Raw genomic sequence first — 21,818 nt, 5'->3', positions numbered from 1 at the left:
CATTATTTAGAACCAGGTACTAATATGTAGTATAAAGCATGCCGCACCAAAAATAAAGCATTGACTTCTGGGCGGCTTATGTTTGGATAAGCATAAACGCCTCAGCGTCCCTAATAGACGGTAAGCGTTTGTGCAAAAAATATAAGGATAATGTATAGTGTAAAACTTATATATTCTTATATTTCAAAAAAAATAGTACTTCACCGATAGTGAAGTACTATTTATTCCGAAACTATTGTTTGATGATTTCTCTTGCTTTGTAAGTTCCGCAAACTTTACATACGTGGTGAGCCAATTTCAACTCTCCGCATTGTTCGCATTTCACCATGCCCGGCACAACCAACTTAAAGTGGGTGCGACGTTTGTCACGGCGTGTTTTAGACGTTCTACGTTGTGGTACTGCCATGTGTTCCACCTCCTTGTGATATTTCTGTCAGCCTGCTCCTCAGAGCAGAATGTGTTTTGTTGTAATGTTTCATTTGAAAAAGTCTTTCAACCCAGCGAGTCGAGGATCGATCACTGTGTTGTCGCAACTGCAGGTGCCTTCGTTCAAGTTCTGTCCGCATTTCTGACAAAGACCAAGACAGTCTGCCTTGCACAATACCGAATCCGGTAAGTGCAGTACGAAATTTTCTTCCACATAAGGAATAAGATCCACAACCTCATCCTTGACGTAAATGAGTTCCTCATCTTCGTCATCATCTGGAAGAACTGGCTGCTTAAGCCACTTGAAAGTCTCAGCAAAAGGAATGTTCAAATCACTTTTGACCTCCGTGAGACAACGTGAACATAACATGTCCACATCTCCACTCAGTTTTCCCACCACGTTCACACAATCGGTTCCCGCGGGCAGCGCTTTAAGGTCCACTGAGAGCGGAGCAACAGCTAGAATATCCTTGCGCCCTTTGACTACCTCGCTGACATCCACAACATCGTGAATATGTAACGGTTCGTCGGCATTCGCTAATTTGCGAAAGTGAATCTGCATAACTTATCACTCCCAAACAAACAAAATTTATTATACCTAGTATTATATACCTTTGTCAACCATTTTCCCTTTATATTGTTTCAGGAATTGGAGAGAATTATGATATAACTATTAGTGTAAATCAAAATGACAGCATATGCGAACTGAGTTTCTAAATATTAATCTTACTAATCTCTACTTATATTTTAAATAATGGTTACATACGGAGGGAAGCAGCAGTGACAACAGTTGGAATAATAGCAGAATACAATCCATTACATAACGGACATGTCCATCACTTCACCGAAGCCAAAAGACTATCTGGCGCTGAGCGCGCCATTGTCGTCATGAGCGGTCCCTTTACTCAGCGCGGCGAGCCGGCGGCGGTAAGCAAGCAAGCCCGGACAGAGATGGCGCTACGAATGGGCGCCGACCTCGTCATTGAGCTGCCGGTGGCCTATGCTGTACAGCCGGCAGAATGGTTCGCCTTCGGAGCAGTTGCACTGCTGGAAGCGACCGGAGTCGTGGACAGCTTGTGCTTCGGCTCCGAAGCCGGCACTTTGGGTTCGCTGCTTCCTCTGGCCAAGTATCTGGCAGAGGAAAGCAGCGAACTTCAGAGCGAGATCCGCCGCCGCATGGCGCTCGGAGCGAGCTTCCCCGCCGCGTACAGCGCAGCGGCGGCGGTGGCCTTTGAAGGGACTCTCCATGAAGAGGAGAGTCCCGGCGATGCTGGCGAGTTGCTGCGCCAGCCGAATAACAGCCTTGGCTTGCATTATCTCATCGCCTTGCAGCGGCTGAATAGTAAGATAAAACCGCTAACCGTTCCGCGAACAGCAGCCGGATTCCACGATCCTTTGCAAGTTGGCTCATCGATCGCAAGCGCCACTGCTATTCGTAAGCTGCTGCAAGAAGGCGGCTCCCCAGCAGCATACATGCCGGAATATAGCGTGTCCATATTAGAAAGAGAGCATGCAGCAGGTAGGGGTCCTCTGGAATTGGAGCATTTCCGAGGTCCCCTCCGTCACCTACTCTCTACACGTACCGCTGCCGAGCTACGAACCATCCAAGACATGAATGAAGGCTTGGAGAATAGAATCCTTCGACTTATGCCCGATCTTGAGCAATTCTCTGTCTCGGGTTTGCTTCAAGCCCTTAAGAGCAAGCGTTATACGCACACACGACTGCAACGTCTACTACTACACATTTTGCTAAATCATACAAGGGAAGAAATGACCCCTTCTGTACTAGCGGAGGGGCCCGGATATATTCGAATCCTTGGTTTTAGAGAAAGCGGACGAGCTCTCCTTAAAGAGATGAAACAAAAAGCAACCTTACCCATCGTCATGCGGCCTTCACTGTGCTCCCATCCACAACTTGAACGAGACCTTCAAGCCGCGTCTGCTTTCGCAGGAGCTTTTCGAGAACCTCATAGAACCGATATGTATCGCGATTATTTGGAACCTCCGGTCATGGTTTGACCGGTAGTTCCTCCATATACTTCAGTGCTTCATCCAGTGTCGATACGGGTACCAACTTCATAGATGTGCCGATTTTATCAGCTTTCGTTTTGGCTTCGTCGTAATTCTTAACAGGAACGAAAAAAATCTCCGCCCCTTCTCGATCCGCTGCAACAATCTTATGCTTCACTCCACCGATAGCACCTACCACACCCTCAGCGTCGATCGTACCCGTTCCTGCAACCCTATGACCTTTGGTTAAATCACCAGGCGTAAGCCGGTTGTAAATCTCCATAGTGAACATCAGACCTGCAGAAGGACCGCCAACATTCGTATCCACAAAGCTGACCGCTTTGCCTTGTTCTTTAGGTTTTACCTTTTGAACTGCGGCTATAGTGACTCCAAAACCAGGTCGAACTGCAGTACCTTCTTTATCTTTGATCTCGACAAGTGTCACTTGTTCCTTTACTTCCTTACCGTTTCTTTGTAAAACAACAGCGACCTGATCACCGATTTTTTTTGTTGAAAGCAAAGCTGAAAGTGCTTCCGGATCGGGTATCTTCTGGCCTTCTACACTTATGATTCTGTCACCCGGCTGGAATTGTCCTTTATTACTGGCAACCGGAACTGAAAAAACATACAAATAATCCACAATATCCTCATACGGAATTCCTGCAGCATGATAGGCCGCCTGAACGGAGTAAGATTGCGAGCTGTTCATATAAAAAACCTGCTCCGCAGCATACTCATCTTCAGACTTATCTCCTAACCGTGTTTCTTTCCGCACAACCTCTGAATTGGAGTTAAAAACAGAGGCGACCAGCAACGCCACATTAGCGTAACTAGCAGATACTGTAGTCATCATGAAGGTTCCTTCTTCAGCTGGATCAGCATTTTCCACTTTAATCATAGGGGCAACTTCAGAGGCACTACCCGGTTGATATACGATGTAAGGGGTGTTCATAAAAACAAATACATACACGATAACTACAAACGTAAAGAGGTAAGCTGTGGCACGGAATCCCGGCCGATGCTTCAACTGCTTCACTACTCTTCCCTTCTTTCCCACGGCACATTTAGGAGTTGAATGTTTGAACTTCATTACCGCTTCGACTAGTGGTTTGGCATGATGGTTGTCTACTCTGCATAAATTGATAACACATCCGCTATGCCTTAAGTTATGAAGAGGTGATTCTAGAAATGAACAATATTAAAATACGCCGGCTAGCTAGTCGCTCCACACCTTTTTTATCTGGGGTGATCGCAATCCTGTTAGCCATTGCCATCATCATCTCACCAGAAAGCTCTTTCGAGGCTTCTCTCCAAGGGTTAAAGCTCTGGTGGACACTCGTATTCCCTGCACTTCTACCCTTCTTGATGCTGTCTGAGATGCTAACCGCTTCGGGCTTCGTGCATGGTTTCGGAGTTCTCCTGGAACCATTGATGAAAAAGGTCTTTCGACTGCCTGGCGCGAGTGGTTGGACTTTGGCGCTTGGAATCACCGCTGGATTCCCCGGCGGGGCCGGTGGAGTAATGCAGCTTCATAAGCAGGGCAGCATTTCGGACAAGGAAGCCGCTCGTCTTGCTTCACTTACGCATTTCGCCAGTCCAGTAACCCTGCTCATTGTGATTGGTGTAGCTTTCCTACATAGTCCTACAGCAGGTTACTTTCTACTTGCTATCCACTGGGTTTCAGGACTTCTGGCCAGTTATACAGACGCTCTTTTAAATGGCCGGCTAGACAATCCGCAGCCTTCTGTAAAAGAAAGCACGAATACCAAACGACCTTCTTTATATAGTCGTGTCCAACTTGCAGCCACTGAAGCCAGATCAAGAGATGGCCGAAGCTTCGGTAGACTTCTTGGGGAGTCAGTAGCTACAGCGGTACAAAATTTGATGGTTGTGGGCGGTTACATGATTATGTTCGCCGTGGTCATCAATATCATTACTACGGTACTTCCTGCATTGCCAGCCGCTCTGCCAGCGAGCTTGCTCGAGATTCATTTAGGAGCCGACGCTATAAGCAAAGGGCTCTCGAGCATCGGAGCTGGAGCATCAGGTGTACTAGGCTTGGCCATACTCTCTGCTGCACTAGGCTGGAGCGGGCTCTGCGCACAGCTACAGGTGCTGACGTTGCTTAAACAAGCAAATGTCCGATTCCTCCCCTATGCTGTCGTTCGCCTGATGCATGGCGTTTATGCTTTTTTATTAACACTGCTACTATGGAAACCACTTTTAGTAATAAGTGAGGCTGCTTTGCCTGCGCTCGCTGATTCACAATCCATACCAAACAGAACCATTAATGTAACTGCCATATGGAGCTCTTTTCCACAGTTGCTTAGTTTGCAATCGCTTCTGCTAATCATCCTCCTGGCATTATCCGCAACGATCTATCTCGTTAGCGCTTTTCGCCATCGGCTCGATTAAATTTAAGCTTCATCGCCTGTTCCACCTCAGGCGTCACGAAGTCAGACACATTCCCACCAAAATGGGCAATTTCTTTTACAACGCTGGAGCTTAAATAGGAATATTTCGGATTAGTCATCATAAAGATCGTTTCCGCATCCGGATCCAGACTATGGTTGATGGATGCGTTTTGCAGTTCATATTCAAAGTCAGTTACGGTACGAATACCACGTACAATGACTTGAGCATCTTTTTGACGAACATAATTGACTAATAGATCCCTAAAGCTGTCGATTTCCACATTGGGAATATCAGCTGTTGCCTGTCTTAAAAGCTCTGTCCGCTCTTCTACAGTAAACAGCGGGTTCTTACTCAAATTATTAAGCACCGTTACGATTAAACGGTCGAATTGCTTGGATGCGCGCCGAATAATATCCATATGTCCCATAGTCACGGGATCAAAGGTGCCTGGATAGATGGCAACACGTTCTTTTCTAATTTGCTGACTCATTCTCTACCTCCTCACCAGTCTCGCTTTCCACAGAAGGATTAGCTTCATACTGATAAATAGAAATTGTCGTTTCTCCGTATACGGCCTGACGCAGCCTATAAAATCCTGGGATATCCTCAGGATAGGCATAACTTGATTCATGCTCCAGAACAATGATTGCGTCCTCTTGCAGCATTCCTTTTTCTACCATAGATAACATCAGCTCATCTCCGTGCTTCAATCGGTAGGGAGGATCTAGAAAGACTAAATCAAAAACACGTCCCCGCTTCTCTAATGCACTGAGTGCTCTTCCTGCTTCATTTCGGTACACTTGCGCACTCGCTTCAAGATTAGTCGCCTTCAAATTGGCACGAATGGTGTCAATACTCTTGGGATCCATATCTACAAATACGGCACTTTCCATCCCTCTGCTTAAAGCTTCGATACCCAAACCACCTGTACCTGCGAACAAATCCAGTACCGCTCCACCTTCAAAATATGGACCGATCATACTGAATACAGCTTCCTTCACCTTATCGGTTGTAGGTCTTGTTCCACTTCCCGGCACACTTTTTAGTGGTCTTCCTTTTGCACTTCCCGATACCACTCTCACCGTCAATCACCCGCTCTATGTCTCTGTTTGTTATACCCAAAAGGGCATAAGTCCACGCCTATCGTAACACATTTGCGCGATGAAATAAAAAATTTGTCTTGATATGAAAAATGGAAAGATCAAGACTATTCCGATAAATAAGTCTTCCTTATGTATAAGACTGGGCTTCCAGGGACATCATGTAATTATCGACACCACAAATGTCGTAGACAACCGCGGAGCAGGCTTACGTTTCCCCATAAGCTCTTCGTCCGGTTTCTCCTCTCCCATGAAAGGGGCCCTAGAGATAGGGCCCCGAATTTATGTTTAAAGACATTAAAAGTTATTATTATATAGAATAACCAATACAAAATTACTAGTTTCGCACAATGAAAGACACCCGCCGACCCCTTAAGGTTGACGGGTTCGCTTAATGTTGTCCTGTCTGGAAGCCATTAGATCGTAGGTTCGTTGGTTTGATTGCTCGCAATCTTTAGAATCTATTAAAAATCCGCGCATTTCATTCAACTGTATCATCACTACTTAATTCATCATCGATTTGTTGTTGTCTTTTTTTGTTTATATTCCGTAACACTAGGTGTGTAAGAAAATAAACAATTATAAAAGATACAAAGATTAAAATAATGCTCCATACATTTCTTTCTCCCGCCAAAACTATAAGCAACGAAACACAAATTCCGCCTGAAATAATGCTGTTTATGAGCAGCTTTTTGTTTGTGTTTCTTTGGGAATCCCAAATATCAACACCAACAGACAAGTGCCGTATCGTTATATATATTCCACTACCAATCAAACAGAAAAACTCGACTGCGAATTGCTCAAACGGAGCATTCATTATGAATTGTTGAATCAGTACTGAAATCAGCAAACAATATACTAATATTTGATAAGCATCACTTTGAATCGTTCTTCTTTGAGATACAATTCGCTCATCATTCATTTTACTTTTTTTCATTATTATCCCTCCCTATAACCAGAATTATAATATATTTATTACATAATGCAATTTATATATTGCATTTAAATGTGAATAAAAAGCAAACTCACACAATAAATTCACTAAGGAGTATATACATCACAAAAGGACCACCTTTCGGCAGCCCTTTGTTAGACAGTCACGGTCGGGGTTACATGATAGAAATAAAAGCTTCCCACCGTTATGAAAATGATTAATAGTACAATAATGGAAGAAATCCCGGTCAGCATTTTTTATGTACTTCAATACGAGAGTAGAATCCTAACGACTTTTGCTTTGCATGGCATAAATCGAAATAGTACCATTAAGAAAGTCTGCTTCCAGCACGCATGCCAGAAGCAGACTTTTTTATATCTTTAGAATATGCATGCGCTCGTAATAATAACTAACAAGATGAACAACACTAAGATTGCGCCTGTATTAGTAAAAGCACCACCAACATGACCAAATTCTGCACCCATGAGAAGACCTCCTCCGTATTTTAGAATACATCATAAGATATGTAATCATCTTCTTAGAAGATTGGGCGAACGGTTAAAAAAAAGACCCCACTGGCAACCAGTGAGGTTAAATGCTCTGCAATTAATCAGAAACTAAAATACCGTCAAAGCTTTCTGGACCCACACGAACTGTGCCGAGAAGATTAGAAGATACAAATGCTGTATAAGTGAGTTGAGGTGTGATTGCAGGTAAGAAATCGTCTGCTGAAAAGGTTATGACTTGCGGAGCCAATATACTTAGACCAAAAGTTGAAGTAGCAGAATATATAAGCGGATCGGTTGGCAAGGTTCCCCTTACAATCGTAATTGTGATTCCCACTAAAGCTAAAGGAAGTATTACAGAGATTGTTCCTTTAAGCAGCACACGCGGATTTGTAGTCACTCCAGCAGTCAACAACCCAATCTGTCCAAACAGCTGTGGAGTATTTAGAACTGTTATAGGAATAGCTATAGAGTTGGCGAGGCTGGCATTTTGCGACGTTCTTGCATCAAGATAAGTTCCCATCGTTGCACCCCCTTTATAATTGACATAAGATAATATATTAGGGTTCTCGATAGATTGCGTAGTCACAATACCTGTATAAAACGATTGTTTTATATAACTGATAGGCCGAGTCTATTTATCATCTGTTTTGGTTCCTTCCCTTTTGTTAAAAGCAAGCTCAAATAACCCCGTCGCCGAAAGTCCTGCTAGCCCTCCAGCCCATAGCCGCAGGATCAGATTCATATCAGTGAACGGATAGGCTACTGCTCCAACCAGCAAGCCAATAGCTAATCCAACAACCGGTACAATATTCCGCGGAAGTTGCACGCTATTCTTCACAAGTTGTACAAGTGCCATTACAAAAACAGCCAGCACGGAAGCAAAGGCAAGCACACTGTTGAGAGCATCATTATACATAGTGTTTAATCCTCCTTATTTCATTTTCCACTACCAGAAACAAGTAAGCCTGCACGGTTCAGCACTGTTATTATGCGATAGAAGTCATAACTGCCACCTGACGGTGTATCCAGAAGCCCTGCAGCACTCGCTGCTTTTATTGCCGCTTCAGCCCATGGGGGTACATTCATCACTGCACGGCCTTCGATTAAAGTCACACGATCTGAAAGCTTAGTAATCGACTGTCCTTGTTCCTGCATACCTGTTTTTAGCGTATCCTTGCTATCCGTAAGGCTCACAATAAGACCACGCAATTCCTTTATTTCCGTTTCCAGACTAGCCAGCCTTTGTTTATCCTCTCCCGACATTTCGTCATCACCTTCCTTGGCTTCATCATCATATTTATACAAATTGTAGGTATTCATGATTTGGATTAGCTTTGCTGCATAGTTTGGGTCGGTAGCATAACCAGCGGCAGCAATCTCTTGTGCAGCTACCTTGCCACTAGCACCAAGCACCTTGCTGTAAAGATTACGATTCCACGAAACACCATTCACAATCAACCCGGAATGATCCGCAACAGATTCTCCCCAGTTGTTATAGGCCCGAAAAAGAGCTTCTACTTTAACAGCTTTACCATTAACATATTCAGTAGTTTGCACAGTAATACTACCGGCTGGTCCGCTACCTTTAATCCCAAACAAATTGTTGGCCTTAACAGTCAATCCGCTGCTGCCAAAGCCCGATTCCAGCGCCGCTTGAGCTATCGTTAGCGATGCCGGAACCTTGCTGATCTGCATGTCCTTCACAGCAAAATTTGCGATCTTCGCAATAAACTCGGTCTCCGTCATTTCATCACTTCCTCTCCTTTTATTAAATGCTGACCATAATGAAATGCTTGTGCATATCCCTACTAAATAGAGCGTCATTGCTAGATTCCATTCAAAATAAACGTCAAAACACGCGCCCAAAGAGCCCGTGTTAGTATTTGATAATTCAGATGTGACATAAGTAGCTGAAAAGAATTAAATGAAGCATGCAACCCACATAGGGCTATTAGTCCTGCTCACATGAGCATTTTACTTCTCGTAGATTCATAATATGTAATTATAAGTAAAATTGTCTTGAAGTTTCATTAAAACTAGCGTAACATATAGTATTAATTGACTATATAGGAGGGTCTAATAGACTATGCCTTCATATTACTTTAGAGAACTATGGACACCCTTACGCTGGGTAGGTATTAAATTTTTCCGTGATGACGAAGGTTTTCTTTGGATTAAATGGTGGGCCAAACCCAGAAAAAGACTGCGTTAACCGTTAAGCAAGCAAATATACATAAGAAGTTTCATACAATGTGCATATGTATTTCTTGATAACAATCTAAAGGGGCATCAACCGCTACAACATTAGCAGCTGATGCCCCTATTCCTAGTTTCCTACCTTAGCCCCAAAAGAGCGTGCTAACAGTACAGCCTGATCTATATCCATACGAACACCTTGCAGATCCAAACTTTTCAAATCAATTCCTTCAACTATAGCATCCCGTAGGTCAGCCCCCTTAAGCTTGCATTGAGACAGCTGTACACGGCTCAGATCAGCCCCTCGAAGATCACTTTTTTGCAAATTACAACCCATGAGATCGGCCTCAGTAAATCGAATCCCGCGTAGATCCTGTCTGCTAAGATTGGTATGTCTCAGGTTCGTGTAAGACCAGTCCCCGCCGATAAGTGTGATCCCGTCCAAATAAGCATTTGAGAAATCAGATCCTACCATTTTACAATTTTCAAATTTCGATACGAACAGATTCGCACCCGTGAACTTACAGTTAGTAAAAGCCGAGCCTTTATGATGTGATGCATTGAGCATGGCTCCAGTAAAATCGCAATCTATAAATCGGCAGCCGATGGAAGTCATCTCTTCCATAGAGCTTCCCTTGAAGGAACACTGCTCAAATGTACAGTTATTTAGTTCCCCGTCCTGTAGACTTCCTTGGTCAAAATTGTGTTTTTGGAACGTTTCATTAAGGTATTGGTACATGTTAAGTCTCATCACCTTCATTAGGATTAAATAAATTTATTCTTATTAAAAATAGCACTTTAGTAGATTGTTCTCAACAATCTCTTTCGATATAATTGCAAATAAACGATATGGAGGGAAATTATGGATGTGTCCAGCAGGAAAGAACCATTTCGCTATGTAATGAACCAGCCGCTTGAATGCTGGATTGAAGTTCCAATAAGTAGTAGCGGTCCGGGCGCCGGAAAGCTAACAGAAGCTGTGTTGCTCGATCTTAGCCGATCTGGCTGCAAAGTGCGCACCCCCCTGAATCTTCGATTCACGGCGGGCGATACAAAGCTAGTGATTCATCTTCAATTAAACGAAGAAAAGCTTCAACTCGTAGGCAGCGTCCGTTGGGGCTGGATGTTCGGACTCGGCCAATACCAATATGGAGTTAAACTTAAATTAAACGAGGACGAAGAAGAACAGCTACATAGAGAACTCGATATATGGACAGCCTCTCTAAATGTAGAGGGCCTGTAGAATTCTACATAACAGATGCCCTTCTCATGGAAAGGCGTCTTTTTTTTGCATAAAAACGAAGACAAAGCTAATCGCTCTGCCTTCGTTCTAAAAAGCGTTATTTCATCGTGTACCTAGGACTCCACTCTTTTTTTAACGAGCTTAACAATAGCATATACTAGAATCGTAATAATCACAGCTTCGAACAGGGTAGGAAGTAAGCCAAGAACATACTGAGAGATCTCAATATCATTTAATTTAGCGGCCTCATCCGTCACTTCAAATCGAAAAGCTCTTTCCAAAGTGACATTTTTATGATCGAACATCGATGTTTCTAATAAAGAAATTATATACTGTATTACAAAAAAAACGGCTATCCCAATCCATACTCTTCCTTTCACTCTCACACTCATTGCAACGGTCATGGAGAACATCACGAGCAACATAGAGTAGGCGGAAGCCCAAAAGACTAGTAGCACTGTATATGCAGAAATCAGCCAAAATTTTTCCGGTAAAAACGAAGTTGAAAACATCATAATATCTACTGCTAAATGAATATAAGCGACAAGAAATAAAGCGAGTAACGACCCTAAAAACAGCATTACCGGTGAGAGAACGGTATACAGGACTGGTACTGGAACAAGCCTCCGATTGAATAATCTCAGGTTCTGACCGAAGGTACGCAGACTAAAAAAGAGAAGCACTACACCTGCTACGGCATAGGAAGTGACGTTCATCATGAACATGTCTTGATCTGAATGAACCGTAAATCCTATCACAAACTGCACAAGAATGGTGATTACAAAAACAGCAAGAAACTTATCCCTATCTCGTCTAAAATCATACTTCACTAGCTTTAGCATTCTGCGTACACCTCTCTGAACAGTTCGTCTATGCTTTTACCTTGGCGCAGCCGGATATCTTCTACCGCCGTATGCATCACAATTTCTCCCTCTTTTATAAAAATCACATCATCAAAGATCCGCTCGATATCCGAAACTAAATGAGTAGAAAGGAGAATGGTGCTGTCCTCTTCATAAAACTCTACTAACGCGTTAAGAATTTTAGTTCTAGCTACTGGATCAACACCACCGATTGGCTCATCCAGTAAATACAGGCTAGCTCGGCGTGATAAAGCAAGTGTAAGCTGTAGACGTTCATTCATCCCTTTGGACAAATCCTTCACCTTATCTTGAGCACTTAGCTTCATAAACTCCAACATTCGAGAAGCCTTAGTCTGATCAAAATCCGGATAGAAATCACTTTGGAACTTTAGAGCATCCTTAACATTCATCCAGGATTCTGTAAGCGGCTTATCGGGCATAAATGACACTACTGCTTTACTATCTATGCCTACAGCCCCTCCAATAATGGATACACGACCGGAAGTAGGCTGTGTCAGCCCGGCGATGATTTTCATAAGTGTACTTTTACCGCTGCCGTTACTGCCCAGCAGTCCCGTGATTTTACCCGCACTCAGATTAAAGGATACTCCGCGGAGGGCGTGCTTGGATCTATATTTTTTTGTAACGTCATGAACCTCAAGTATATTTTCCAACTTGCTTATCCCCCTATTCTCCATCCTTGTTTCGGATACTCTCTGCTACTGCCGCTAAAATATCTTCACCTTGAAAACCAAGGTCCTGCATGCCACGAATGAAACGATCTAGTACATCCTTTGCCATTTCTTTTTTGATGGTCAAAATAGTTCCTTCATTACTAGTGACGTATCTTCCCATTCCACGCCGGGTCTCCACGATTTCTTCACGCTCCAGTTCCTGAAAGGTTCTTTGTACTGTATTCGGATTAATCTGCAGTTCATTGGCAAGCTCTCGTACCGAGAGAATTTTATCTCCTGGTTTTAACTTACCTGTGACGATTTCTCCTTTGATGTAATTCATGATCTGAATATAAATCGGCAGGTTGTTATCGAATTCGATTGTCATGATTAAGCAACATCCCTTCGTCTAAAGACGGAGAAGCCTATGAGTAGAAAGACAGCTGTGTATAAAACTAGCATTACTATGGAAAAGGTCAGCGTCATTCCAGGCATAGGTGCTCCTCCACCTTCATAAGCAGCTAAATTTAGGTTGGGGAATAATACATATTTATAAAATTCACGAAAAATAACCAATTTGTCTATCATCAGCATAAACATTGTAGCACCAATTGTAACACCCGTAGATGTTGTCAAAATACCGATCATAAAAGCAAGTGTTGTATATACAACTGTACTAACTGAGTTATACATTAAACTGGTTAACATCTCACGAATACCAGCCTCACCACCACTCAAGCCAAACCATAAAGCTCCTGATGCAAAAACCGCCAACATGCCGACAACTGCCACTGAGAACGGGTAAATCAACACAACAGCATATTTAGACGCAAGTATTGCTGTACGACTTCTCGCACGGATTAGAAGGAATTTGATGGTGCCCTGACTATATTCTTTTGAGACAATACCCGCTGTTCCGATGATTGCGAGAATGGTAATCACTTGCCCAATCCCTTGTGAAAGCAGCATCATTGCTGAAAAGTCATAAGCTGATCCAAACATATCAGGTGAGGCAGAATGAACAATATAACCTAATAGCAGGGATAATAGAATTAATATCAGGTAAGGTACAAAAAACGTACGTTTCTTCGAGAGCTTGAGCCATTCATTAACAACCAAATTATTAAAGCTACGCAATTCGGTTCCCTCCTGTCCATTTCAAGAAATCTTCCTCTAAGCTTTGTTTATTCTCTGCAATCCGGTAAATACCTACCCCTTTATTACTAAAAGTCGACACTAGTTCCGGCACTTTACTGTCATGCAGATTTATTGTCACCTCAGAACGAGCACTATCCATAGACAATAACTCTGCGTATTCTAGCCCTTCCAAGATGTTAATAGCTGATTCTACTGAGCCTACACGAATGGTTAGTTTCACATCTGAAGCTGTCTCCTGCTCCCCACCAATCGCTGTAACGGTCACCAATTTGCCGTTCTGAATCACGATGGCCCGGTGACAAATTTGCTCAATTTCAGTCAGTAAGTGGCTGGATATTAGAATAGAAATCCCTTCAACCTCAGCAATCCTACGCATATAATCACGCATTTCTCGTATGCCTGCTGGGTCAAGGCCGTTCGTAGGTTCATCTAGAATCAATAACTTTGGTCGGTTCAGTAATGCCTGAGCAATCCCAAGACGTTGACGCATACCCAGCGAATAGGCCTTCACTTTCTTATTCATCGCTTCCTGAAGTCCTACCAATTCAACAACCTCATCAATTCTGCCAGCCTCAATATTATCTGTCATTCTCTGGTATTGCTTTAGATTATCAAGCCCTGTCATATACGGATAGAACTCTGGATTTTCAATAATCGCTCCAATATGTCCAATAGCTTTATTAAAATCACTCTTAACACTGTGACCTTGAACGATCACATCGCCTTCACTCATCCGTATAAGACCCGTCATCATCCGGATCGTTGTTGTCTTCCCTGCACCATTGGGTCCCAATAGCCCAACAATTTCTCCCTTACGGATATCAAATGTCAGCTTATCCACAATGGATTTCCCTTTAATGATCTTGCTTACCCCATTCATTTGCAGCACGATTGAATCCTGCATGCGTTCATCACTTCCCTGCTTCATGGTAATCCTCCCTGCCATCTTTTGTATTATTGATGAGTTTGTTTTAATGTGTCGGTGTTATAGTTGAATAGTACACTAATATATTGTTGATGTAAAGCCCGAAATTATGGATTACGCAAAATAAGGGCTTTCTATTAGACTATCTGCCAAACCAAAAATTGAAATGAACATAGATTAGATTACAAAGGAGGAATGACAAATGAAAAAAGAGGTTCATGTATCACAGACTAACCCACGTTTGACTGTATACAATGAAGAAAATTTTAGGGGTAGCAGTAGAATCTTTACCGGCAACCTTGGCATTCGTAATACGGATAGGATTTTAGATGGTATTGAGAGTCTTCGTTTCTTCTCTACTAGCAGTAATGCAACACTGGTACTCTTCACTAGAACCCAGTTTAGAGGGAACTTCCGTGTACTTCGTGGAAACCACAGCATCCGTGATTTGGACGACTTCATTTCCGGTAATGATGTGGAATCGATTATTTCAACTAATCAAAGATTAACTCTCGAACAGATTCGCAATATCCGCAGCAGCGGCACTTTGCCTGCGGGATATCGCCTGATCTAACATTTCCATTCAACAAGAAAGGAGCAATCTGGTGCTAGAGCCCAGGTTACTCCTTTTTCCCAAGTGATCTTCTGAGATCAAATAGTTATTAGATTTACCTGCTAAGTCAATCCAACAAGGAGAGATGAAATATGGTAACCATAAAAGCAGCGTCCGTAATCTATCCCAGATTAAGAGTATATAGTGAGGAGAACTTTCGTGGGCTCCGCAGAACCTATCGCGGCAACCTAGGCATTGCAGATATTGATGCAGTCCTTACTGGAATAGAAAGCTTACGCTTTTTCTCCACGAATCCGAATGCTACGCTTGTGTTGTTCGATCGTTCTCGCTTCCGTGACAATTTCGTAATTCTGCGTGGTAACCACAGCATTCGCGAACTGGATGACTTTCTCCGTAGAGGAGATGTCGAATCGCTCATTTCAAGCAATCAGCGGCTGACTCCGGCGCAGGTTCGCGCCATACAGCGCACTGGTAGCTTGCCTTCAGGATATCGTTTGATCTAATCACCTGAGGACGCAGTTTAAGCTATAAGCTTAAGGTGCGTCCTCATTTATTTTCCGCTATAATGACTCCATACATATTAATAGAAAGAAGGTATCTTTATGGAACCAATCGTTTCTACCCGATGGCTGCTTGCTCGGTTATACGAACCTGAACTGGTTATAGTCGATTGCCGTTTTTTACTCACCGATCCGGAAGCTGGACGTAAAGCCTATACAGAAGATCATATTCCCGGCGCAATCTATTTTCATCTAGAAGAACAACTCTCCGCTCCAGTAAGCGCACACGGTGGACGCCACCCACTGCCTGAGATCTCGAAGCTAACCACCGTTCTTAGCAAGGTTGGTATTAACAGAGATAGTATTGTCGTTGCTTATGATGATCAAGGTGGTGCCTACGCTTCCCGTCTGTGGTGGATGCTTAAATATTTGGGACATGAACGTGTGTTTGTAATGGATGAAGGCTACTCTGCTTGGAAAAAAGCATCCTTCCCCGTCAGTGATCATCAAGCGGTTAGGATTCCTAGCCAGTATGAAGCAGATGTTCAGAAGAAGATGCTTGCTAGCATGGAAGATGTGCAAAATGTAGTTAACGACGGTCGCGCACTATTGATTGATTCCCGCGAGTCCCGTCGCTATGAAGGGCTGGAAGAACCGATTGATCCGAAGGCAGGTCATATTCCTGGGGCGATCAATAAGTTCTGGAAAGAAGTGCTGGATGAGCAAGGACGCTGGAAATCAACTGAGGTGCTGAAAGAGCATTATGAGGGAATTGATCCTGAGCAAGAAATTATCGTGTACTGTGGTTCAGGTGTAAGTGCCTGCCCGAATGTGCTCGCGCTCGGAAAAGCTGGGTATAGGAATGTGAAATTGTATGCGGGTAGTTGGAGTGATTGGATTAGTTATGAGGGGAATCCGGTGGCTATTGGGGAAGAATAAGAGTTGCGAGGAATTTGGATAAGTAGTTGGATGGACTGGACTGGGTGATGCGTAAAATTCCAGTTCAGTCCTTTCTGTGTTCAATTGCAAACAATCTGCAAACAAAAACTCAAAAATAATAGTTCCGATGCCCGTAGAAACATCCACCTAATAGCAAGCTAAATAAGTTGGTGTTGAATGCTCAAATTAGAAAGGATTTAGGATGATGCAGAAAGATTATCATTTGTCTTATAAAGAGTGAGTTACTTGGATGATACTATTACACAGATTATTCAGCACAATTGAGAATTTAGAGGAAGCACTTGTCCATTTCAAATAAAATAAAGATTCGAAGATATCAGACCAAGTAATTAATTTGCCACTGAAGGCGATAGAAGTTCATTTCAAATCATTAGTTTTTTACAATTTGTGTATTCAGTCTGTACCTTCTTCAATTTCATCAACATCTGATAGATTACCATTTTGATTAGAATTTTTATGGAGCCAAACAAACTGTTGAGCAGTTTTAAGCTCTAATGGAGTTTCGTCGAACTCAGGATATTGCTCCACATTTATTAGATCACTGTATACCCTTTCTAGGGCAGTTATAATCAATTCCGGCTCAACTACCTGTGTGACTGCTTTATATTGTTCAAATTCAAAATCTGCCTTATGAGATAAACCGCTTTCCATTCCCCATGCAGTCGGTACGTATGATAGTAAGAGTTGGGTCACACCTTCGGGATATTCTTCTAACCACGAGTCAATTTTATTATTGGCTTCTCTTTCCTCTCCATAAGTACTCCAAATATAAAGAAGAGAAGTTACGTTCGATTCAAAATTATTAATCAATGCAGCTGGCCCACCTTCATAATCTCCAATCCGTTCTGCAAGTACTCTTCCAATAGTAGCCAAATCTTCTGAGTTGAAACCTTTCGGATCTGGGCGTTCTTCCTTGTTTCGTTTAAACCACCTCAGGCATTCATACCCAAAATTAAGGGGTTCTGCCGTTACTACTAGTTCAACAGCAAGAGCAATTCGTTCTTCTTTTGTAGAAATATTAGAAACGAGGTCTCCGACGAGCATAGCAGCTCGAGAGAATGCAGTAAGACTAAATAATGCTTCTGGATTTGGTAGCAACTGCGCCGAAATAGCTAATGCTTGTGCTAGAACTTTCGATGCTTCTACCGAAATGCTTAACACCTCTTGACGTAGCTTTGCAATTACCACTTCCGCATTTCTTTGATCCATTATATGACCGATCTCAACTAAAACATTATCAATGCTCATCTCAGATAATTTATCGATAAAAGCTCTTAATTGCTGATCAGAAATATCATCAACAGGGACAGAATAAGAGAAGTATCTGGCTACATATGAACTAGAACATATTCGTTTGGCCTTGGCCCATGATTTATCCCAATCTGAACCGTAGTGTGTATTACCATACACACCCTCCAAACGAGGAAATAAATATGTAAGTATTTCATTAGCTGATTTTATATCTTCTGTTCTAAATCCTTCCAAGGAGGTCGATATCAATTCCTTGACTTTCTCCTTTTTTTCTTCAGTTCTACGTCCATAGTCTCTAATTTCACTTAGAAAGAGTGTGGTATTACGACGAATAACATCATATAACCTAGGATAAAACACTCTTACACCTTCAATTAACATCAGATCAACGTTATTGACCTCTCCTTTTAATATTGGGAGAGAAAATGTAAGTATATTACTATAAAGCTTAGCTTGTCTTGGAGTGTTCAACCTTGTCTCTAGACCATAAGTGAAATTGCGTACGAATAGCTGAGCATTCTCTTCTCCCAAAACAATATCCGCTTGCGATAATGCTTCATTGACACCAGAAAAACAATATTTCCGCAATGAATTTCTATCTACTGCCGGTAATTGTAATGGCACTTGTATAATTTTCTCCAAAAAAGCTTTCCCTGCATTTTGTTGTACCGATCCATAACGCTCTTGAAGTGCAGCAGCTACCATCTCGTGGTCAAATGCCAAAACATAGGCAGTATTCTTAAAGTCTGCTGTAAGCTTTACCAGACGAAATATTGCATGGATCTCGCTTTTCTCCAGCCTATCAATATCATCAACAAGGATCACAACTCGGCGATCTTGCTCATCTAAAATCTTCTCAATTCTTTCACGTAAATTCTCAATGTCAGCAGAACTTAACATATCCCCCAAATTTCCAGCCACTTCACCTTGTCCAGCCAATGAGGCTAGTGGTTTCCCAAAACGCTTTATCAGATCTCCAACTTTTTCAGCAGTTGTTGATAATGACTGATCAATGCAGCTTGCTAAATCATAGAAGAAAACCTTAAGCAATTGTTCTTCGTCTCCAAATCTCCAAGGATTAAACTTCATACAAACAACATTTGCATGCTGGTTCAACTCATATTGTATAAAATTCAAAACAGATGTCTTGCCCTCACCCCATTCACCATTAATACCGATGACAATACTACTTTTATCTCTTCTTGTTGCAATAACTTGAGCGACACGTTGAGCAAAGGGCCATCTTTTGAATACATCACCTTCAGGATGTTTAATTGGTGCATCAGACGAGTAAGCATCCATTGAATTTGAATTGGACATACTTTTCAACCACCTTTTCACCTATATACATTCTTGTTTATACATATATTAACTCATATCAATAGAACCCTTGCAATTAATTCAATGTTTTAGTGAGAATCAAACATTTGCTAGTACTTCAAGGGATATGTTAAGACGAATTCCTATGTTCAGACACTTAGAGATTCGGAGTCATTGGTCCATTATGATACCTTATCAGCATTAAGCTACTAAGTTTCATCAATATTAGCGGAGAAATTCAAACCATATCAGAAAAACCACAAAAAATAAAAACTAATTATCCACGTCCCTGAAAGGGCCGGGAGCAACTTTAAGCTAAGGTTGTAGAAGCTCGCTTCAAGATATAGTAAAATAATATTATTATTTTAATCAGTGTCACCACTCTGTCACCTCGTGCTACCTCCAGTCACCCAGGTGACAGCTTCCACTCCTCCGTGCCTACGGTTCTCATCTCACTCTTTGTCACATGATTCCTTAGCCCAACTCATGTTCTCTTGAAAAAGCATTTTATAACTTTTGGGCATGTTCTTTTGTTCGTTCATCTTTCTGCTCAAGGAACCATTGTTAAAGCTTGATTAGTTCACCCTATCAGGGGCTGATTGCAAACAACCTGTCAACAAGTTGCAAACAAATAACCATACGAAATCAACAATTTATACCACTACACTATGAAACCCCAAGATCTTAGTTCACTTATATAAAAATCCTCTATTAATTCATCATGTTAGGAAGCGGAAAAGCGATCAGACAATTAACTCCTACATCTTTTTACTTACTACCATCAGAAGGCATAACTCCTAGACAATCAGTTAGTTTAAGAAGACTTAAACAAGTAATTGACTGGAAATTCTCGAACTGATAAAATAAAACATTAAATCCAAAATAGGAGATGAGCCTTGAGCTTCGACTTTAGTAAGATAGATAATTGGGATGATTTTCTGAAACAAACCGCAAGTAATAATAAGCGTAACCAGATTGAAGTTATTGAACTTGTTACTAAGGATAATCATCTTAATAATGTTGATTACAATAGATCAATCGCTTTAGTTGACGAGGGTGAGCTTTATGTACATATCACACATGATCTCGACCAGTCGTTTATCCAAACCTACGCTGCAGGTGAACGAAAAACGGAAGTGTTGCTCGCTCAGGCAAGCAGACTGATCGCTGATAAAATGCGAGATTGTGTTGAGCGACTACGCGTTATGGATAGATTATGATAGTCTCGCTAGTTTCTAGCGAGACTTTTCCATTTCAGTATGACTAACGTTGATACACAAGTGTTTAGGGGGACGATGTTTGGGTTTGGGTTTGGGTTTGGGTTTGGGTTTGGGTTTGGGTTTGGGTTTGGATTTGGGTTTGGGTTTTTGTTCGAAGCTTAGTAAGTTTTTGGCGTTGATACCGTTGATTATCTGTGTATAGCCCTTACACAAAAAAGGGCAGCGTTATCCAGGAAAATGGTTATAGGATTACTCCCGAAGAAACGATTTGATTATCGATAAAAGTGCCTAAGCTCTGTATCTTTTCCGTAGAAGGTTAATCCATGTTAAAAAAGAAGTCTCTGGAAAATTTATATAAAAAATCTAGCACACGTTTTTACCACTTTTTATATATAAGCAAAAAAAACCATTAAATATATTTTATGCAATCACTTACGAATCTTAACCTAAAAAGTAGATGACACAAATTATCCCTAAATTATAACAATTGAGATGCCGATGATATTATACGGAAGGAGAAAATGGGATTTGATAATTAAGTACATAAAAAAAATATCATATAACGATTGGGAGGTTTTATTTTTATGAATATTACGAAAAAAGTATTTATCTCTTCTATTTTGGCTACAGGATTATTGTGCGGGGCTGTAGGGGTCTATGCCTCGAACGGAGTGTCTTTAGTGCAAGCATACCTTAATAGTACTATTAAATTCACTGTGAATGGCGTTTCCTGGAGCCCTAAAGATGCTAATGGGAATAAAATTTCCCCTCTAGTCTACAATGGTTCTACTTACCTTCCCGCCAAGGCGGTTGGAGAAGCTATGAATGCGTCAGTCCTATGGAATGGCAGCAGTAAAACAGTAGCAATTACAACCTCGGGTAGTGAAAATACCGGAGAACCTTACAATGACACTTCAACAACCTCAAAAACACCAACAGCGACAACACCACCTGCAGCGAATGACTCCGTCACCCAACAAAGTAACCTTCCAAGTGGGGTAATCTCATTGCCTTCTAATTTTGATCTAAACACTTCAGGTGAAAAATATAGATCCGTAGCATTGGCTTTTATCAAGGCTTACGGAAGTGATCTAACCTCTGGATCAAGCTCTGGTATGAATGCTCTGATTGATAAATATGCGATTGATGATATTGGCGGCTATAATATGGAATACAAAAAAAGTGCAAAAGAATATTTAGCCAAAATGGTTGCCTCAAGTATCCAAGACAATGATAGTGTCACTATGACTGAATATGCAAGACTTTTAAAAATCGCACCACTTAGTGATGTGAAATTCGATAAGTCTTTCTCTGATAAAAACACCTACTCTGCTAACCTAGGTTACAAAATAATGTTACCTGGCTACATATATAGCCTCACTACCGATTTAAAGTTTGATTTTGACGAAAAAACCAATAGCTATATTATGACAGGTGTAAAATTTTACTAACATAAAACTCATAATAGGAATGCTAACTCGTCGTGCTAGCATTCCTTTTTTCGATATGCAAAAATGAGACCACGTAAGAATTCAAGCTC

The 21,818-nt window shown here is 41.7% G+C and carries 25 protein-coding genes; 8 read left to right on the top strand and 17 right to left on the bottom strand.

What is annotated here, in order from left to right:
- Window positions 1-232: 232 nt before the first annotated feature.
- Entirely contained in the window at window positions 233-406 is a 174-nt protein-coding gene (gene rpmF, locus MHI27_RS13440; RefSeq protein WP_019911234.1) for a 50S ribosomal protein L32, read from the bottom strand.
- Window positions 407-475: 69 nt separating this feature from the next.
- Window positions 476-988 (bottom strand): DUF177 domain-containing protein, encoded by a 513-nt coding sequence (locus MHI27_RS13435; RefSeq protein ID WP_042187699.1) that lies wholly within the window; start codon window positions 986-988, stop codon window positions 476-478.
- A gap of 218 nt (window positions 989-1,206) precedes the next feature.
- On the opposite strand from MHI27_RS13435, the gene MHI27_RS13430 reads away from it, so the two are divergent.
- Window positions 1,207-2,445 carry a nucleotidyltransferase gene (locus tag MHI27_RS13430; RefSeq protein WP_405176473.1) on the top strand — a complete coding sequence of 413 codons (1,239 nt, stop codon included), beginning with the start codon at window positions 1,207-1,209 and terminating at the stop codon, window positions 2,443-2,445.
- Here the strand turns inward: MHI27_RS13430 and MHI27_RS13425 are convergent.
- Window positions 2,435-3,472, bottom strand: a complete 1,038-nt coding sequence (locus MHI27_RS13425) for a SepM family pheromone-processing serine protease (RefSeq protein ID WP_341060624.1) — start codon at window positions 3,470-3,472, stop codon at window positions 2,435-2,437. The two genes, MHI27_RS13430 and MHI27_RS13425, sit on opposite strands and share 11 nt — an antisense overlap.
- Window positions 3,473-3,624: 152 nt before the next feature.
- Here MHI27_RS13425 and MHI27_RS13420 point away from each other — a divergent pair, with 152 nt between their 5' ends.
- The gene (locus tag MHI27_RS13420) at window positions 3,625-4,851 is read left to right on the top strand and encodes a nucleoside recognition domain-containing protein (protein ID WP_405176472.1); all 1,227 of its coding nucleotides are present in this window, start codon (window positions 3,625-3,627) and stop codon (window positions 4,849-4,851) included.
- Here MHI27_RS13420 and coaD read toward each other — a convergent pair.
- From coaD to MHI27_RS13380, 8 genes are all read right to left on the bottom strand, one after another.
- Window positions 4,823-5,341: a pantetheine-phosphate adenylyltransferase gene (coaD, locus tag MHI27_RS13415; protein WP_076282781.1), complete on the bottom strand. Its 519-nt coding sequence runs from the start codon at window positions 5,339-5,341 to the stop codon at window positions 4,823-4,825. The two genes, MHI27_RS13420 and coaD, sit on opposite strands and share 29 nt — an antisense overlap.
- Window positions 5,325-5,933 (bottom strand): 16S rRNA (guanine(966)-N(2))-methyltransferase RsmD, encoded by a 609-nt coding sequence (rsmD, locus tag MHI27_RS13410; protein ID WP_060624086.1) that lies wholly within the window; start codon window positions 5,931-5,933, stop codon window positions 5,325-5,327. The genes coaD and rsmD overlap by 17 nt, the downstream gene beginning before the upstream one ends.
- Before the next feature lie 499 nt (window positions 5,934-6,432).
- Window positions 6,433-6,888, bottom strand: coding sequence for a DUF6773 family protein (locus MHI27_RS13405; protein WP_405176471.1), 456 nt, complete (start codon window positions 6,886-6,888; stop codon window positions 6,433-6,435).
- 377 nt (window positions 6,889-7,265) lie between these two features.
- Window positions 7,266-7,370: a sporulation protein YjcZ gene (locus MHI27_RS13400; protein ID WP_081382793.1), complete on the bottom strand. Its 105-nt coding sequence runs from the start codon at window positions 7,368-7,370 to the stop codon at window positions 7,266-7,268.
- Between the two features lie 121 nt (window positions 7,371-7,491).
- Window positions 7,492-7,914: a hypothetical protein gene (locus MHI27_RS13395; protein ID WP_405176470.1), complete on the bottom strand. Its 423-nt coding sequence runs from the start codon at window positions 7,912-7,914 to the stop codon at window positions 7,492-7,494.
- 111 nt (window positions 7,915-8,025) lie between these two features.
- Entirely contained in the window at window positions 8,026-8,310 is a 285-nt protein-coding gene (locus tag MHI27_RS13390; RefSeq protein ID WP_149644303.1) for a holin, read from the bottom strand.
- A 20-nt stretch (window positions 8,311-8,330) separates the two neighbouring features.
- Window positions 8,331-9,140 (bottom strand): glycoside hydrolase family 73 protein, encoded by an 810-nt coding sequence (locus tag MHI27_RS13385; protein ID WP_405176469.1) that lies wholly within the window; start codon window positions 9,138-9,140, stop codon window positions 8,331-8,333.
- Between the two features lie 580 nt (window positions 9,141-9,720).
- Window positions 9,721-10,329 carry a pentapeptide repeat-containing protein gene (locus MHI27_RS13380; protein WP_405176468.1) on the bottom strand — a complete coding sequence of 203 codons (609 nt, stop codon included), beginning with the start codon at window positions 10,327-10,329 and terminating at the stop codon, window positions 9,721-9,723.
- A gap of 123 nt (window positions 10,330-10,452) precedes the next feature.
- Between MHI27_RS13380 and MHI27_RS13375 the strand changes: the two genes are divergently transcribed.
- Window positions 10,453-10,833 carry a PilZ domain-containing protein gene (locus MHI27_RS13375; RefSeq protein WP_042187677.1) on the top strand — a complete coding sequence of 127 codons (381 nt, stop codon included), beginning with the start codon at window positions 10,453-10,455 and terminating at the stop codon, window positions 10,831-10,833.
- 113 nt (window positions 10,834-10,946) lie between these two features.
- Here the strand turns inward: MHI27_RS13375 and MHI27_RS13370 are convergent, their stop codons facing one another.
- The 5 genes from MHI27_RS13370 to MHI27_RS13350 are packed head-to-tail and all read right to left on the bottom strand — an operon-like array spanning window position 10,947 to window position 14,456.
- A complete protein-coding gene (locus tag MHI27_RS13370) occupies window positions 10,947-11,675 on the bottom strand; it encodes a hypothetical protein (protein WP_405176467.1) in 729 nt (242 codons plus the stop codon).
- Complete coding sequence (locus MHI27_RS13365; protein ID WP_179085701.1) at window positions 11,669-12,370, bottom strand: ABC transporter ATP-binding protein; 702 nt, start codon at window positions 12,368-12,370, stop codon at window positions 11,669-11,671. The genes MHI27_RS13370 and MHI27_RS13365 overlap by 7 nt, the downstream gene beginning before the upstream one ends.
- Window positions 12,371-12,383: 13 nt before the next feature.
- The gene (locus tag MHI27_RS13360; RefSeq protein ID WP_042187671.1) at window positions 12,384-12,758 is read right to left on the bottom strand and encodes a GntR family transcriptional regulator; all 375 of its coding nucleotides are present in this window, start codon (window positions 12,756-12,758) and stop codon (window positions 12,384-12,386) included.
- 2 nt (window positions 12,759-12,760) lie between these two features.
- Window positions 12,761-13,507, bottom strand: a complete 747-nt coding sequence (locus MHI27_RS13355; RefSeq protein ID WP_405176466.1) for an ABC transporter permease — start codon at window positions 13,505-13,507, stop codon at window positions 12,761-12,763.
- On the bottom strand, window positions 13,500-14,456 hold the full coding sequence (locus MHI27_RS13350) for an ABC transporter ATP-binding protein (protein ID WP_256721552.1): 957 nt from the start codon (window positions 14,454-14,456) through the stop codon (window positions 13,500-13,502). Before MHI27_RS13350 ends, MHI27_RS13355 begins: the two co-directional genes overlap by 8 nt.
- A 199-nt stretch (window positions 14,457-14,655) precedes the next feature.
- Here MHI27_RS13350 and MHI27_RS13345 point away from each other — a divergent pair, with 199 nt between their 5' ends.
- The 3 genes from MHI27_RS13345 to MHI27_RS13335 all read left to right on the top strand — a co-directional run bounded on the left by MHI27_RS13345 (window position 14,656) and on the right by MHI27_RS13335 (window position 16,466).
- Entirely contained in the window at window positions 14,656-15,027 is a 372-nt protein-coding gene (locus MHI27_RS13345) for a hypothetical protein (RefSeq protein WP_379421762.1), read from the top strand.
- Between the two features lie 131 nt (window positions 15,028-15,158).
- Entirely contained in the window at window positions 15,159-15,530 is a 372-nt protein-coding gene (locus tag MHI27_RS13340; protein ID WP_405176465.1) for a hypothetical protein, read from the top strand.
- A gap of 99 nt (window positions 15,531-15,629) precedes the next feature.
- The gene (locus tag MHI27_RS13335) at window positions 15,630-16,466 is read left to right on the top strand and encodes a sulfurtransferase (protein ID WP_405176464.1); all 837 of its coding nucleotides are present in this window, start codon (window positions 15,630-15,632) and stop codon (window positions 16,464-16,466) included.
- A gap of 414 nt (window positions 16,467-16,880) precedes the next feature.
- Here the strand turns inward: MHI27_RS13335 and MHI27_RS13330 are convergent, their stop codons facing one another.
- Window positions 16,881-19,058: a P-loop NTPase fold protein gene (locus MHI27_RS13330; protein ID WP_405176463.1), complete on the bottom strand. Its 2,178-nt coding sequence runs from the start codon at window positions 19,056-19,058 to the stop codon at window positions 16,881-16,883.
- A gap of 896 nt (window positions 19,059-19,954) precedes the next feature.
- Between MHI27_RS13330 and MHI27_RS13325 the strand changes: the two genes are divergently transcribed.
- Both MHI27_RS13325 and MHI27_RS13320 read left to right on the top strand, forming a co-directional pair.
- Window positions 19,955-20,278 (top strand): hypothetical protein, encoded by a 324-nt coding sequence (locus tag MHI27_RS13325; protein ID WP_405176462.1) that lies wholly within the window; start codon window positions 19,955-19,957, stop codon window positions 20,276-20,278.
- 584 nt (window positions 20,279-20,862) lie between these two features.
- A complete protein-coding gene (locus MHI27_RS13320) occupies window positions 20,863-21,729 on the top strand; it encodes a stalk domain-containing protein (RefSeq protein ID WP_405176461.1) in 867 nt (288 codons plus the stop codon).
- Window positions 21,730-21,818: the final 89 nt, after the last annotated feature.

Source organism: Paenibacillus sp. FSL H8-0261, assembly GCF_045040645.1.
In the GTDB taxonomy this organism is placed as follows: domain Bacteria; phylum Bacillota; class Bacilli; order Paenibacillales; family Paenibacillaceae; genus Paenibacillus_AQ.
The sequence above is the reverse complement of the archived record's forward strand: the minus strand, read 5'-3'. Positions and strand labels throughout refer to the sequence as shown.